At 45.0% G+C, this 16,543-nt stretch carries 11 protein-coding genes; 9 read left to right on the top strand and 2 right to left on the bottom strand.

Annotated features, from left to right (window positions below; genetic code table 11):
* Positions 1–30 precede the first annotated feature (30 nt).
* From cysK to MO387_RS19320, 4 genes are all read left to right on the top strand, one after another.
* Positions 31–999, top strand: a complete 969-nt coding sequence (gene cysK / locus MO387_RS19335; protein WP_006085400.1) for a cysteine synthase A — start codon at positions 31–33, stop codon at positions 997–999.
* 220 nt (positions 1,000–1,219) lie between these two features.
* On the top strand, positions 1,220–2,311 hold the full coding sequence (locus MO387_RS19330) for a methyltransferase (RefSeq protein WP_242326462.1): 1,092 nt from the start codon (positions 1,220–1,222) through the stop codon (positions 2,309–2,311).
* Between the two features lie 133 nt (positions 2,312–2,444).
* Positions 2,445–3,443, top strand: a complete 999-nt coding sequence (locus tag MO387_RS19325) for a TDT family transporter (RefSeq protein ID WP_242326461.1) — start codon at positions 2,445–2,447, stop codon at positions 3,441–3,443.
* A gap of 690 nt (positions 3,444–4,133) precedes the next feature.
* Positions 4,134–6,752 carry a TonB-dependent receptor gene (locus MO387_RS19320; protein ID WP_107948088.1) on the top strand — a complete coding sequence of 873 codons (2,619 nt, stop codon included), beginning with the start codon at positions 4,134–4,136 and terminating at the stop codon, positions 6,750–6,752.
* Between the two features lie 153 nt (positions 6,753–6,905).
* Here MO387_RS19320 and focA read toward each other — a convergent pair whose 3' ends face one another.
* The gene (gene focA / locus MO387_RS19315; protein WP_107948090.1) at positions 6,906–7,898 is read right to left on the bottom strand and encodes a formate transporter FocA; all 993 of its coding nucleotides are present in this window, start codon (positions 7,896–7,898) and stop codon (positions 6,906–6,908) included.
* 1,268 nt (positions 7,899–9,166) lie between these two features.
* Here focA and pflB point away from each other — a divergent pair.
* Entirely contained in the window at positions 9,167–11,449 is a 2,283-nt protein-coding gene (gene pflB / locus MO387_RS19310) for a formate C-acetyltransferase (RefSeq protein ID WP_107948095.1), read from the top strand.
* A 63-nt stretch (positions 11,450–11,512) separates the two neighbouring features.
* A complete protein-coding gene (gene pflA / locus MO387_RS19305; RefSeq protein ID WP_063884797.1) occupies positions 11,513–12,253 on the top strand; it encodes a pyruvate formate lyase 1-activating protein in 741 nt (246 codons plus the stop codon).
* A 44-nt stretch (positions 12,254–12,297) separates the two neighbouring features.
* On the opposite strand, the gene yfbV is transcribed toward pflA, so the two are convergent.
* Positions 12,298–12,741 (bottom strand): terminus macrodomain insulation protein YfbV, encoded by a 444-nt coding sequence (gene yfbV, locus MO387_RS19300; RefSeq protein WP_086012247.1) that lies wholly within the window; start codon positions 12,739–12,741, stop codon positions 12,298–12,300.
* Between the two features lie 141 nt (positions 12,742–12,882).
* Between yfbV and ackA the strand changes: the two genes are divergently transcribed.
* The 3 genes from ackA to MO387_RS19285 all read left to right on the top strand — a co-directional run.
* The gene (gene ackA / locus MO387_RS19295) at positions 12,883–14,082 is read left to right on the top strand and encodes an acetate kinase (protein ID WP_107948097.1); all 1,200 of its coding nucleotides are present in this window, start codon (positions 12,883–12,885) and stop codon (positions 14,080–14,082) included.
* Positions 14,083–14,195: 113 nt separating this feature from the next.
* Complete coding sequence (pta, locus tag MO387_RS19290; RefSeq protein WP_107948099.1) at positions 14,196–16,349, top strand: phosphate acetyltransferase; 2,154 nt, start codon at positions 14,196–14,198, stop codon at positions 16,347–16,349.
* 109 nt (positions 16,350–16,458) lie between these two features.
* A partial coding sequence (locus tag MO387_RS19285) for a valyl-tRNA synthetase (RefSeq protein ID WP_242326061.1) occupies positions 16,459–16,543 on the top strand: 85 nt, incomplete at its 3' end.

Raw genomic sequence — 16,543 nt, 5'->3', positions numbered from 1 at the left:
CAATAGTGCCAACATAGGAGCAAGCAATCCATGAGCAAAATTTTCGAAGACAATTCATATACTATTGGTAATACCCCGCTAGTACGTTTAAACCGTGTTAGCCAAGGTAAAGTGCTGGCCAAAGTCGAAGCGCGTAACCCAAGTTTCAGTGTTAAATGCCGTATCGGTGCCAATATGATTTGGGATGCCGAGAAAAAGGGTCTACTGACTAAAGACCACGAGCTGATTGAGCCGACGTCTGGCAACACAGGTATTGCGCTGGCGTATGTTGCCGCGGCCCGTGGTTATAAGCTTACCCTGACGATGCCAAATACCATGAGTTTAGAGCGTCGTAAACTGCTCAAAGCCCTTGGCGCAAATCTCGTGCTGACAGAAGGCGCGAAAGGCATGAAAGGTGCGATTGATAAAGCGGAAGAAATCCGTCAATCGGCTCCTGAAAAATACATTTTATTACAGCAGTTTAATAACCCTGCTAACCCAGAAATCCATGAAAAAACCACAGGTCCAGAAATCTGGAATGATACCGATGGCGAAGTGGATGTGTTTGTTGCCGGTGTAGGTACTGGCGGTACGATTACAGGTGTCAGCCGTTACTTGAAAAAAGTGGCAGGCAAAACCATTACCTCTGTGGCGGTTGAGCCAGCAGATTCTCCTGTGATTGCGCAAACCTTAGCGGGTTTACCGGTACAACCTGGTCCACATAAAATCCAAGGTATTGGCGCAGGCTTTATCCCTGGTAACTTAGATTTAGAGTTGATTGACCGCGTAGAAGCTGTCACCAATGATGAAGCCATCGACATGGCCCGTCGCTTAATGCAAGAAGAAGGCATTTTAGTGGGTATTTCATCGGGTGCCGCCGTTGTTGCCGCAAACCGCATCGCTGAATTACCAGAATTTGCGGGCAAAACCATTGTGGTGATTTTGCCATCGGCTGCCGAACGTTACTTATCTTCGGTGCTATTCCAAGGCCAATTCGGCGACGAAGAAAACATTCAATAATCGACGTTGGATTCCCCTTTAAAATACCCAGCCCTTTAAAATACCCAGCCTCTGCTGGGTATTTTTATTTGTGACATTGCATTAATCAGATCCCAGCTGCAGAGCGCAAACAAGTTCCGGCTCAAGTTTGGATGCAGCTCATAGTTCTCAGTATCACCAGTAGCATTAGCGGCTCAGTGAGTTATAAAGAACGGATATTCTCGTCAATCCATTCCTTTTTATGCCTTTTTACCGCACTCCAAGTCATATCAGCGCCTTTAATGCTAAGTTTGAAGCGCAAAAAATCGCCTTTGGCCCCATTAGTTTCCAAGTCGCCCACTGCCTGCTCAAATTCGATGTGTTAGCGCAAATAGATAACGCGGCTGAACGTGGGATCACTGCGGCCGAGTTAAGCCAATCGACACCACTGAGCGAGTATGCCCTTGGAGTCTTGCTGGATATGGGGCTCAGCATGGGGCTCGTTTGGCAGCATGAGTCAGGCTATGTGCTCGACAAAACGGGGCACTTTTTACTCCATGACGACATGGCCGCCATCAACCTTAACTTTGTGCAGAACGTTTGTTATCAAGGCCTTTTTAGCCTTGATACCGCACTACTCGAAGGCAAGGCCGCAGGACTCAAGGTTTTCGGTGACTGGGATACTATCTACCCTGCCTTGAAGGATTTACCACCCAAAGCGAAACAGAGCTGGTTTGCCTTCGATCATTACTATTCGGATCATGCCTTTCCACAGCTTCTGCCGTTAGTGTTTGCCCATAAGCCAAGCCATTTAGTGGATATAGGTGGCAACACGGGGAAATGGGCGCTGAGCTGCTGCGATTATGACGCCAACATTGAAGTCACGATTATGGATTTTCCAGGGCAACTTGAAGTGGCGACGCAAAATGCCATCGCACGGGGCGTTGCCGCGCGAGTCCATACCTTTGCCACCGATCTGCTGGACGATACCCAGCTCTTTGTTGATGGCGCCGATACTTACTGGATGAGTCAATTTCTGGATTGCTTTTCAACAAGCCAAATCCTGAGCATTTTACAACGCACGGCAAAGGCAATGACGCCAAACAGCCAACTCTTTATCGTCGAAACCTTTTGGGATCGACAACCATCGGCCGCCTCTGCCTACTGCGTAAATGCCACTAGCCTCTATTTCAGCGCCATGGCCAATGGCAATAGCCGCATGTATCACTCTAAGGATTTATTGGCCCAGCTTCACCAAGCGGGACTGTATGTGGATGAAGATACAGACAATCTTGGCCTAGGACACACGCTACTGCGCTGTAAACTCAAACTTAAGTTTAATGGCAACCTTTAAGTAAGAAAAACTTATTATATGAATAAAATTAATCAAATTTATTTACCATTAATACCCGCAGTACACTGAGGACATCAAAACAGCGCCCCAAAAAAGCGATGTTAAGCATTGTCAGTATTGAGAGGTATTCAACATGACTTCAAAACGCAAACGCTGGACATCCCACGCAGCTAAACTTCCCAGCCCTATGGCAGGGCTGGCACTTGCCATTGCCAGCTTAGGTTGGACTTGGGAGAACATGACACCTTCACTTAATGGCGCAGGACAACTCACAGGCGCCATCATCGCCTCTGTGTTGCTGTTACTGCTCATGGGTAAGTTTATGCTGCATCCGACTATTCTAAAGGACGAACTCAGCCACCCAGTGATTGGTAGCGTGATCCCCACCTTCGCCATGGGGCTGATGGTCGTGTCTAAAACACTCGGCGATTATTTCCCCCAAGCTGGCTTAACCCTGTGGCTAGTGGCCATAGGTATACATGTGCTCTTCTTAAGCGCGTTTATCTACTACCGCGCCATCGATTTTAAACTCGAGCATATGGTACCAAGCTGGTTCGTGCCACCGATTGGCATCATAGTCGCGGCGGTGTCTTTCCCTGTATCTGACTACCAATGGCTAGCAAATGTAATTTTGGTTTTTGGAATGTTAGCTTACTTAGTCATGCTGCCTTTAATGCTCTATCGCCTCATTTTCTGTCAGGCGATACCCGACGCAGCTAAACCAACCATAGCCATTCTCGCGGCGCCCGCCAGTTTATCACTCGCGGGTTATCTGACCGTTTGCGAGCAGGCGTCAATTCCCTTAGTAGCCTTACTGCTGAGCATCGCCATTTTGATGACGAGCATCATCTACTTGGCCTTCTTTCACCTGTTAAAGCTGCCCTTTAGCCCAGGCTATGCAGCCTTTACCTTCCCTATGGTTATCGGTGCTACCGCGCTCTTTAAAACCGCCGCTTGGTTAACCCAGTTCAATAACATGGGTGAGTTAGCGATATGGATAAAATACTTAGCAGAATTCGAGCTTGTGATCGCCACCTTAGTGGTTGTCTATGTTGCTCTACGCTATTTAGGACACTATTTTCCAGTACGCTTTAAAGCGATAGAACAAACAACCATACTTGAGAGTAAATAAACAGAATTACAGTTTGTAAAATGTATTCGTTTAACATGAGAGATTATTTTCAAACTAGACCATAAACCAAAAGGAAGGTGAATATATATTCACCTTCCTTTTATATTTAAGCTATTACACTTTTGATATTAATTTTAACAAAAGATTACTTATTAACCTTTACAAGATTGAGTGCTGTAATTATTGAGTCCATCACTACAAATCGTGGATAACAAAATTACATTAAATTAAACCGCACAAAAAACCTTATACCACCTAACACTTAAAGCTTTTAATTCCAAATATATAGAATGGCAAACCATATATTAATCAGCTTTTATCTTTTTTACATGAAAATAATTAAAAAATATTATTTTCACAACTCAACACTCGATCCAAAATAAAAAACAAAAACAAAATACCTCATTAACAAAGCGCGCAAGAACAAGAAACAAAAAGAAGTATCACAAACAAATTCCTCAGTAAATACACAAAACTTCCATGTTTATTGGCTCAAGACAAATCTACTTACAAACTTTAAATGATTTAAACTAACAAATTAACAACAAAATCCATTAAAGCTCAGTGTTGCACTTGTTATTTTCTTGTGTTTATATCCTGAGCTTAATTAAATGAGTGCTTATTATTTACATAAGTAACCATTTAAGAAAAATAAAAATAAACATACAACATGTGTTAAGGGAGAATAAAATGCGCGCAAATTCTACATTAGCCAAAGCAGTTCGCTTTGCGTTAATAGGCGGAGCTACTACAGCGGCTTTATCAACGTCAGCTGTATTTGCTGCTGACGACGGTGCAAAAGTTGAACGTATTGAAGTAACGGGCTCACGTATTAAACGTACCGATATGGAAGGATCATCACCCGTTACAACTATCAGTGCCTCCGATATAGAGAAAACAGGTGAAATGTCTGTTGCTGACGTACTGCGTAGAAGTAACTTAAACAGCTTCGGGTCTACTTCAGAACGTTCAGGTAGTAGTGCTCAGTCACAAGCGACAATTAACCTCCGTGGTGCGGGTTCAGATCGTACTTTAGTGCTACTAAATGGCAAGCGTATGCCAGGCTCGCCAACATTAGGTGGAACCGCTGTCAATCTTAATACTATCCCAACTGCTGCAATTGAAAGAATTGAGGTATTAACAGATGGTGCTTCCGCAGTATATGGCTCAGATGCTGTTGCTGGCGTAGTCAATATTATTCTTAAAAAAGGCTTTGAAGGCCTTGAAGTTTCAGCGACCAGCTCACAACCAGTGCAAGATGGTGGTGAAGAATGGAAGACACAAATTGTGGGTGGCGCTGTTGGTGAAAAAGGCAGTGTCACTTTCTCTTTTGAACACTTAAACCGCGAAATCATTTATCAACGTGATCGCTGGTTTTCAAGTTCTTCCAATGTCCTAGCGCCAAAATTTGACGATACCACAGGCGTTTCATATTCTGCCCGTAATTTCCTTGATGGGAAAACAGGCAAATTCAAACCCATGACGGCTTGTGATAATCCTAAGATGGTGGGTGGCGGGCATACCTACGATGGTGGCAGTGGTAACTATTTCTGTGGTTACGATTTTACTGCAGAAGCTGCAAACCATGCTGCACGCTCTTACACTGCTGGCTATGTAAATACAGAATATGAACTTTCTGATGAAATCGTATTTCAAGGCTTAGGTCTATTCTCTCGCAATGAAACTTTCGGTCGCTATGCTCCGGCCGCAGGCTGGTTTAATGTCGCCCCAGGCCAAGTTGAAGTAAAAAATTATGATGCGGATGGCAAATACACTGGTAACAGTTTGAACGAAAATGCTGGGCGAGCTTATTATCGCTTCACAGATGTTGGTACTCGTGATGCAAAAACTGTCGATTACAGCACTGATATCCAATTGGGATTAGTTGGTACGCATGACAGCTTTGGCTGGGACTTCACATACCATTACAATTTAGCTGAAAACAGTAACTATGGTACTGGATATGTACACAGACCTACGGTTGAAAGATACGTGAAAGATGGTATTTTCAACTTTGGTCCTGAAGGAAATAGTGCATCTGTTATAGCGGACATGGCTCACGAAACCCTCAAGCAAGACATAATGGAGTTTCAAAGTGTTAATGCTGGTGTAAACTTTGAAGCCATTGAATTACCTGCTGGTAACATTGGTTGGTACCTAGGAACCGAAGCTCTCCAATATAAATATGAAGCTAACGTTGATGCGCAAACCGCTGCTGGTGCCGTTATTGGTTCAGCTGGTAACGGTGCTTCAGGTGATCGTGATGTCTATGCACTGTTCGCCGAATCCATTATCCCTGTAACCGAAGACTTAGAATTAAACTTAGCTTATCGCTATGATAACTACTCTGACTTTGGCTCTGCAACAACACCAAAAGTCGCTCTAAGATATCAAGTCTTAGATGATGTTGTATTCAGAGCATCATGGGGTCAAGGTTTCCGCGCTCCATCATTATCAGACCTAATTGCAGCAGATTCTTTCAGTGCAGATACAGCAACGGATTACCATTACTGTGATGTGCAAGGCACTAATGTTGCTGGCTGTATAGCTAAGCAATATGATGTGACACGCACTGCGAATAGCAAATTACAACCAGAAACATCAGATTTCTACAACTTAGGACTCGTATGGGATATCACTGATAAGCTAAGTAGTAAAGTTGAGTATTACAGCTTAGATATCAAAGATGTTATTACTTTTGTCTCTTTAGACTCACTATTAAAAGAAGAACAAAAAGTTGGTTACGGTAACTTAAGCCGCGGTGAAATCAAACGTATAGGCGATAATCCGAATGGAATGTTGTTGTCAGCAACAACACCTAAAGCAAATGGCAAAGGTTTCGATACTTCTGGTATAGACTTCAATCTAACATATAGTGGATTTGAAACCGCTATTGGTGACTTTAGCAGTTCGTACGATCTAAGCTATATTCTTTCATATAATGAGGAAGAATATTTTGAGGGGCCAGTAAATGATAAAATTGGCCGTAATGGTATGCCTGAATTCAGATTCACTTGGGTTATCGACTGGAGCTATGGTGATCACTCAGCATCAATATTGACACAATATATTGATGGTCAATCAGAAAAAACAGATCCAAAAACATACGCCCAAGTTGGAAGCTTGTCTTCGCAAACCACATTCGATGTCAGCTATGGCTATGCTACACCGTGGGAAGGAAAAATTAGTTTAGGTATTCGTAACTTAACTAATGAAGATCCGGTTTTAGATTCTAATCTTAAATATGATGCTTCTCTATACAGCCTATATGGCCGTACATTTACGGCAACATATACACAGAAATTCTAATATCGTCTTTATCAATTAGAACCTAATCAAAAAACGGCATCTTCGGATGCTGTTTTTATTTGCTTCTTTTACGCAGCCCAGTAAATAAGCATAAAAAATGCCCAGCTATTTGCTGGGCATTTTCTTATACTTCAACGGGTCATTTAAAGCGTTCTAAGAATGCTTCGTCAGCTTAATTTCACTCGCATGTTGAGGTTTTTCGGTATGTGAATGGGGTGATGAAAAGTGTTCATGGTGAGCTTTGTGTGGATCGCTTGACATCGTTTTTCCCTGCTCTACCCACCAATAACCTAAACCTACTATCACACCGCCGCCGACAATATTGCCTAAGGTGACTGGGATTAAGTTGTTGAATATAAAGTTAGTCACGGTTAAATCGGCAAACTGCTCTTGAGTCACACCTAAAGATGCGAAGAATTCTGGGCTGGCGATTGATTGGATCATCATGCCCATAGGCACCATAAACAGGTTAGCGATACTGTGTTCAAAACCACTGCTGACAAACATGGCCACAGGTAAGATTAACAGTAGGGATTTTGTTAACACATCACGGCTGGCGAAGGTCATCCACACGCCTAAACACACCAACATGTTACACAAAATACCTAAGCTAAAAGCTTGGATCCAAGAGTGATGCAGTTTGTGTTGCGCCACTTTAAGGGCATTTAATCCCCAGTGACCACCATCGAGTTCATACATGCCGGCGGCGGTGATCAAACAAACCATCAGTATAGCGCCGACAAAATTGCCCGCATAAACCCGGCACCAACACTTGAGTAACTCTGCGCCAGAGACCTGTTTTTGTGCCCAAGCCACGGTACTGAGTACGGAACTGGTAAACAGTTCTCCGCCGCAAACAACCACTAAAATTAGGCCTAAACTAAAGGCTATCCCACCAACGAAACGAACTAAACCCCAAGGCGCATCGCCAGCACCTGTGGTCACAGTGAGATAAAATACAAAGGCTAAGGCGATGAAAGCACCTGCAAACACAGCCAAGCCAAAAGATTGCCAAGGCGCTTTAACCACTTTGCTGGTACCGTAAATTTCCGCCTGATTATAACAACTAAAGTGCGCAGAAACCTGTGGCGCTTCGTGGGCGCTATTTATCACAGTTGGGGTTGATGATGGAATTGGGCTTTTCATTGCATGACTCCAACTTCAGATAAACAGACTTGAATGCGTAGCATATATCTCTCCTGCAGCGCCATTGCGCAGATAGCACGAATCAAAACCGAGATGTTGATTTGCTGAAAATGATGATTCACTAAAGTCTCGCTTTGTACCATACAACGCGCTCATGCTGTGAAGTAGATATTGCTAAAGCGTGATGTTATTCACACCAAAAATGTGAAAACTTTGAAGCCAAAAACACAAAAGGTTAATTGGTCTTACCAAAAATCAAACAATATCACCCATCAGGATGACATGTTTTCAGGTCGTCTTTACCCTAAAATAACTCGTTTCCACCGTAAGCTTATGTAACTCGCGAACACACTCATGCTCAAACTCGCAATAAAACGGATGACTAAAATCAGCTTCAGTAAACTCAGTTCGACTCTCCCCTGAAGCATTGATTTGGCACTGAAGCATAGATGTAGCAATAGATTGTCTCTCACACTTCAATATCGACAGGATTGGCTCCGCCAGCGCCCCACGCCTCTGTCTTGACAGTCTAGCCGTGTGATAAGCGATAACATACCTGATAAGCAGCCGAAACCTTGCGCAGCCACTCTTTTATAATTTTTAGCAAGATTCAGGCATTAGCGTTTTGCCCGATGGAGGCCCTACAGCATGCCCAAAAATCAACAAGGTTAGCGAATAAACTACAATTAATACAAATGGCTAACAGGGAGCTTGCTACTAAGCCATCAACAAAACTGCCGCAGTTATACCTAGTTTATTCGCCCCTCACGCGACCCCAGCAAAAATCAATCGATACGAGGATAGATTTCTCCCAAATAAAGGGGGACAGTAAATGGCAACAACCAAAGGCTTAGTGATTTAAGGAGTGACAAGTTTGAATGTCACACCAAGTAGAAAAGCGTGCTGTATTCCTAATAGTAGTAAAAAAATGCTACCTAGCTAGCAAATTTGGGATTAAGCCAGCACAAACCAATCCGTTTAAGATGCGATAGCGACAGACCTATGTTAATATGCTTATGGACAATTGGTCTTACCAATTATAAAAGAGATTGATCGGTAGCCGATAATCAAAGTAAGCGAATATTTGTCATCTTATCGGGTATCAATAGACAGACTTTTGGAGTGACGAGCACTTCAAAATCCAGTTCCCATCATAGGGCGTCATCATGAAGGGAGCTTTATTTCAGGAATTAGCTATTGGCTTATACTCAGCATCGCTTCACGCTGATTGCCAATAACCTTTATCTTAACCAGAAGGTATTAGTACGATGACCGAAAAAACTGAACTGTTTGCCAACGCATGGGAAGGCTTTACCCCTGGCGATTGGAAATCTGAAGTCAATGTACGTGACTTTATCCAACAAAACTACGCGCCTTTTGAAGGCGACGAATCCTTCCTTGCCGGTGCTACCGAAGCGACCACAATCCTGTGGGATAAAGTCATGGAAGGCATCAAACAGGAAAACCGTACCCACGCGCCTGTTGATTTCGATACTAAGATGGTCTCTACCATCACTTCCCACGACGCTGGCTACATCAACAAAGAATTAGAAACTATCGTTGGCTTACAAACAGATGCGCCGCTAAAACGCGCTATGTTGCCTAATGGTGGTATCCGCATGGTGGAAAGTTCATGCGCGGCCTACGACCGCGTGCTAGATGAAGACGTTAAATACATCTATTCAGAACTGCGTAAAACCCATAACCAAGGTGTATTCGATGTTTACACCCCAGAAATTATGGCTTGCCGTAAATCAGGTATTTTAACGGGTTTACCCGATGCCTATGGCCGTGGCCGTATCATTGGTGACTATCGCCGTGTGGCACTTTACGGTATCGATTACCTGATGAAAGATAAGTTTGCCCAATTCACTTCACTGCAAGCGCAGTTCGAAGCGGGTGAAGAATTATCAAATGTTATCCAATTACGTGAAGAAATTGCCGAGCAACACCGTGCACTAGGTCAAATGAAGAAAATGGCTGCCAAATATGGCTGCGATATTTCTCGCCCAGCGACCACTGCACAAGAAGCAATTCAATGGACTTACTTCGGTTACTTAGCCGCAGTGAAGAGCCAAAATGGCGCGGCGATGTCATTAGGTCGTACCTCTTCATTCCTCGACATCTATATTGAACGCGATCTAAAAAATGGCACCTTAACTGAGCAACAAGCTCAGGAAATGATTGACCATTTCGTGATGAAACTGCGTATGGTGCGCTTCCTACGTACTCCAGAATACGATGAATTGTTCTCTGGCGACCCAATTTGGGCGACTGAGTCAATCGGCGGTATGGGTCTAGATGGCCGTACGTTAGTGACTAAATCAAGCTTCCGTTTCTTGAACACCCTTTACACTATGGGTCCAAGTCCAGAGCCAAACATCACAGTATTATGGTCAGATAAACTGCCAATCGGTTTCAAAAAATATTGCGCCAAAGTGTCTATCGACACTAGCTCAATCCAATACGAAAACGATGACTTAATGCGTCCAGATTTCCAATCAGACGACTATGCAATCGCCTGTTGTGTGAGCCCTATGGTTGTGGGTAAACACATGCAGTTCTTCGGTGCTCGCGCTAACTTAGCGAAAACCATGCTGTATGCGATTAACGGCGGCGTAGACGAAAAACTGAAAATCCAGATTGCCCCTAAAGCAGACATGATCACAGACGAAGTGCTCAACTTTGATGATGTGATGAATCGCTTAGACGGTTTAATGGATTGGTTAGCGACTCAATATGTCACTGCACTGAACTCAATCCACTACATGCACGATAAGTACTCTTACGAAGCCGCGCTTATGGCGCTGCACGACAGAGACGTACGTCGCACTATGGCTTGTGGTATTGCGGGTTTATCTATCGCAGCCGACTCACTGTCTGCCATCAAATTCGCCACAGTAAAACCTGTTCGTGATGAAAACGGCATTGCAGTTGATTTCGAAATCAGCGGTGACTATCCAAAATTTGGTAACAACGACCCACGTGTAGATGATATCGCCTGTGACTTAGTTGAACGTTTTATGGCGAAAATTCGTGACCGTAAAATGTATCGCAATGCGATCCCAACGCAGTCAATTCTGACCATCACCTCAAACGTGGTTTATGGTAAGAAAACCGGTAACACACCAGATGGTCGTCGTTCAGGTGCGCCATTTGCACCGGGTGCAAACCCTATGCATGGCCGTGATGAAAAAGGCGCAATCGCTTCTTTAACCTCAGTGGCAAAACTCCCATTTGCCCACGCTCAAGACGGTATTTCTTATACCTTCTCAATCGTGCCAAATGCGCTGGGTAAAGATGATGATGCTCGCCGTACCAACTTAGCGGCATTGATGGACGGATACTTCGACCACAATGACAAAAAAGAAGGTGGCCAACACTTGAACGTCAACGTGATGAACCGCGAGATGCTCGAAGATGCCGTTAAGCATCCAGACAAGTATCCACAGCTGACCATCCGTGTTTCTGGCTATGCAGTGCGCTTCAACTCACTGACGCCAGAGCAGCAACAAGATGTGATCACGCGTACATTCACAAAAGGTCTGTAAGCTAAATTAGTCAAGGCTGTAGTACACTGTGCTACAGCCTCACTTATTTTAACAGGAGTCACAATGGCAGTTATCGGTCGGATCCACTCGGTGGAATCCTTTGGCACAGTCGATGGTCCCGGCATACGGTTTATCACCTTTATGCAAGGCTGTTTAATGCGCTGCCAGTATTGCCACAACCGTGACACTTGGGATCTTGATGGCGGAAAAGAAGTTCTGGTCGATGAGTTAATGAGTCAAATCATCAGCTATCGGCCTTTTCTCGATGCCAGCAATGGTGGTGTTACGGCCAGTGGTGGTGAAGCCATTTTACAGGCAGAATTCGTCGCCGAATTATTCACAGCCTGTCAGCAAGAAGGTATTCATACCTGTTTAGATACCAATGGTTTTGTACGTAAGTACACGCCAGTGATTGATGAGTTACTCGACCACACTGACTTGGTCCTGCTCGACATCAAGCACATGGACGATGAAAAACATATTGAGTTAACCAAAGTCAGCAACCATAGAACATTGCAATTTGCGCAGTATTTGGCAGAGCGTAATCAAGCGACTTGGATACGGTATGTGGTGGTGGGCGGATTTACCGACGATGAAGCATCGGCATTACAACTGGCCGAGTTTATCAAGCCTATGAAAAACATTGAAAAGGTAGAATTACTACCCTATCACGAATTAGGTAAACACAAGTGGGAAGCCATGGGCGAAAGCTATCAGCTCGATGGGATATCACCACCGAGCCGAGAAACCATGGAAAAGATCAAAGCCGTATTTGTTGGGCAAGGGATTAACGCGATTTATTAATCCACAGTAATAGAAAAGCCAACACGGATAACCGCGGCAACAGCCTAAAGTTCTTCCCAATAACTGGCATCTAAACGCTCAAAGGCTATTTTTAAAATCAGTGCCATATCGAGGTAACAGGCTTTAGCGCCTAAGGTGTGGCAATTGATACCCATGGACGACAACTTCGCACTCAACTGGTTACTCCAGTCGAACAGCGTTAACGGTAATGGATGGCGCGCTCGCCAACCTAACCACAGCAGCCCCTGTAACGGTAAGCTGATGAAAAATAAACCGAGAGTGACAGCTTGGGGTAGAAATGCCCAACCGTGAATATACAGCTGGCTCATACTCACAAAAAACGCCAGCACTGGCATCACCAGTATGGCAAGCTGAGTCGCTCGGACGACCCGATACTCAGGAAAATAAAAACCCAGTTGTCTAACCATAGGCCAAGTCTTCATATACTGATGACCATCACCTAAGGTTTTGAGGATCTTAATGCTCAATCTTAGACACCAACTACAATGGAATACTGCTCTTACCATAGCACAATCTGGCGAATCGCCCCAAGACTGATATGGTAAAAACACCGCAGTTCCTCATTATTTTGAATCGTTATATTAAACACAATGGCAAAGGGTTTACACATGTCAAATAAACTGGTTTTAGTTCTCAATTGCGGTAGCTCTTCTCTCAAATTTGCCGTCATTGACGCGCAAACAGGTGACGACCAAATTTCTGGCTTAGCCGAATGTTTTGGTTTAGAAGACTCTCGCATTAAATGGAAAATCAACGGCGAAAAACATGAAGCAGCCTTAGGTGCATTTACGGCTCACCGTGAAGCAGTTGAATACATTGTTAATAAAATTCTTGCGGAACAACCTGAATTAGCAGCAAAAATTCAAGCCGTTGGCCATCGTATCGTTCACGGTGGTGAGAAATTCACTCGCTCAGTGATCATCGATGAGAGCGTGATCAAAGGTATCGAAGACTGTGCTTCATTAGCCCCACTGCACAATCCTGCTCACCTTATCGGCATCCGCGCGGCAATGGCCTCTTTCCCTAAATTGCCACAGGTTGCTGTATTTGATACCGCTTTCCACCAAAGCATGCCAGACAGAGCTTATGTCTACGCCCTGCCTTACAAGTTATACCGTGAACACGGTATCCGTCGTTATGGCATGCATGGCACGAGTCATTTATTCGTTAGCCGTGAAGCGGCAAAAATGCTCAACAAGCCAATTGAAGAAACGAATGTTATCTGTGCTCACTTGGGCAACGGCGCGTCAGTGACTGCCATCAAAGGCGGCAAAAGTGTCGACACCTCTATGGGCTTAACCCCATTAGAAGGTTTGGTCATGGGCACACGTTGTGGTGATATTGACCCTTCAATCATCTATCACTTAGTTCATCAACTGGGTTACACCTTAGAAGAAGTGAATAACCTGATGAACAAGCAAAGTGGTCTGCTGGGTATTTCCGAGCTGACCAACGATTGCCGTGGCATCGAAGAAGGTTACGCAGACGGTCATAAAGGCGCGACCTTAGCCTTAGAAATCTTCTGCTACCGCTTAGCCAAGTACATCGCCTCTTACACTGTGCCACTGGGCCGTTTAGATGCAGTCGTCTTCACCGGTGGTATTGGTGAAAACTCAGATTTAATCCGTGAAAAAGTGCTCAACATGCTGGAAATATTCAATTTCCATGTCGATAGCGAACGCAACAAAGCGGCGCGTTTCGGTAAGAAAGGCATCATCACTCAAGATAAAGGCACGATTGCCATGGTGATCCCAACGAACGAAGAATGGGTAATCGCCGAAGATTCAATTAAACTGATCAACAAATAAAAAATGACCTAAGCCGTTTGCTCACCCAAACGGCTTTACGCTTTACATAGCCATACTCACAAGCAAATTTGCAGAAACTCTTCTGCCAAAAACCATCGAAACTAGAGGTTTTTATGTCTCGTAATATTATGTTAATCCCCATAGGTACCGGAGTCGGCCTGACCTCCTTAAGCCTTGGGATGGTTCGCGCACTGGAGCGCCACGGAGTTAAAGTTCAGTTCTTTAAGCCGATTTCCCAACTTAGACCTAATGATAACGGCCCAGAACGCTCAACCACTATTCTGAGCAAATCACCGACGGTGAATCCGTTAGAGCCCTTCGACATGGCCCATGCCGAAGCCTTAATTCGTGCCGACCAAACCGACGTATTAATGGAGCAAATCATTGCCCGTGCGTCCGATTGCGCCAGCAACACTGAGACCTTAATTGTTGAAGGTTTAGTACCTACCCGTAACCATCCCTTTGCCGACGATGTGAACTATGCCATCGCTAAAGCTATGGATGCTGACGTGATTTTTATTGCTACGCCTGGTAGCGATACTTCAACTGGGTTGATGAATCGCCTTGAAATCGCCTACAACTCTTGGGGCGGAAAAAAGAACAAACGCCTGATTGGCGCTGTAATCAACAAGATTGGTGCACCCGTTGACGACGAAGGTCGCGCGCGCCCTGATCTCTCTGAAGTCTTTGATCACCAAGGTGTTCAACGCTCAGATGCGGCCAGCATGTTCCAACTGCCGGGTAAGAGCCCACTGCGTATTTTAGGCAGCGTGCCATACAACCTCGATCTTGTCGCGCCACGCGCCTCGGATCTGGCGAAGCATTTAAGCGCACGCATTCTTAATGCCGGCGAAATGCATACTCGTCGTCTGCGTAAAGTGACGTTCTGTGCCCGCAGTATCCCTAATATGGTGACCCATATTAAGACTGATTCACTACTTGTGACCTCAGGCGATCGCTCAGATGTCATCGTTTCAGCCTGTCTTGCGGCCATGAACGGCGTGAAAATTGGTGCCCTACTGTTGACGGGTAGCTACGAGCCAGAGCCAGAAATTCTTAAGCTGTGTGAACAGGCCTTTGAAACCGGTTTACCTGTGTTCTTAATCGACAGCAACACTTGGCAAACCTCGCTCAACATTCAACGTTTCGACCATGAAGTACCCGTAGATGACGCGGTTCGTATTGATCTGGTGCAGGATTATGTGGCTAGCCACATCGACCAAACTTGGATTGAAAGCGTCACTAAAAACTCGCCCCGTGAGCATCGCCTGTCACCACCCGCTTTCCGTTACAAACTCACGGAATTGGCGCGCGCCGCCCACAAGACTGTGGTGCTGCCAGAAGGTGATGAGCCACGTACCATTAAAGCGGCGGCCATTTGTGCCGAACGCGGTATCGCTCGCTGTGTGCTTTTAGGTAAAAAAGAAGAAATTCTGCGTATCGCTGCACAGCAAGATGTGGTGCTTGGCGAAGGCGTGATCATTATCGATCCAGAAGAGGTCCGCGACCGTTACGTAGAACCTATGTTAGATCTACGTCGCAGCAAAGGCTTAACGGAAGTCGTTGCCCGTGAACAGTTAGAAGACAACATGGTGCTTGGCACTATGATGCTGGCGCAAAACGAAGTTGACGGTATCGTATCTGGCGCGGTTAACACCACAGCCAATACCATTCGTCCACCACTGCAATTGATCAAAACGGCACCGGGCTCAAGCCTTGTTTCGTCCATCTTCTTTATGTTGATGCCAGATCAAGTGCTTGTTTACGGTGACTGCGCAATTAACCCAGATCCAAATGCAGAGCAATTAGCCGATATCGCCATCCAATCAGCGGAATCAGCAAAAGCCTTCGGTATTGAGCCAAGAGTGGCGATGATCAGCTACTCAACCGGTAACTCAGGCACAGGTTCAGATGTGGATAAAGTGCGTGAAGCGACGCGTATCGCCAAAGAAAAACGCCCAGATCTGATTATTGATGGTCCATTACAATACGATGCGGCGGTTATGCCAAATGTTGCTCGCTCTAAGGCACCTGATAGTCCTGTCGCTGGCCAAGCCACCGTTTTCGTGTTCCCAGACCTCAATACCGGCAACACGACTTACAAGGCTGTACAGCGAAGCGCGGACCTGATCAGTATCGGTCCTATGCTGCAAGGTATGCGCAAACCTGTGAACGACTTATCTCGCGGCGCGTTAGTCGATGATATCGTCTACACTATCGCCCTAACGGCAATTCAAGCAGCACAAAACGACGCGGCTAAAGGCTAACACAGCGAAATCTGCATAGCGTTACGCGCAAAAAGCACTGGTACTTACCGGTGCTTTTTTTATGCTCATGTCCCGTCCTGAAATACGTTGACATAAAGAGGACTTCTTTATGACAACATCAATTAACTCAAGCCGTAAGCGCACACAACGAGATTACACCTTAGCCTTTAAATTACGCGTTGTAGAGCGTGTTG

Origin of the sequence: Shewanella sp. N2AIL (assembly GCF_022690845.1) — a bacterium.
GTDB lineage: Bacteria > Pseudomonadota > Gammaproteobacteria > Enterobacterales > Shewanellaceae > Shewanella > Shewanella baltica.
The sequence above is the reverse complement of the archived record's forward strand: the minus strand, read 5'-3'. Positions and strand labels throughout refer to the sequence as shown.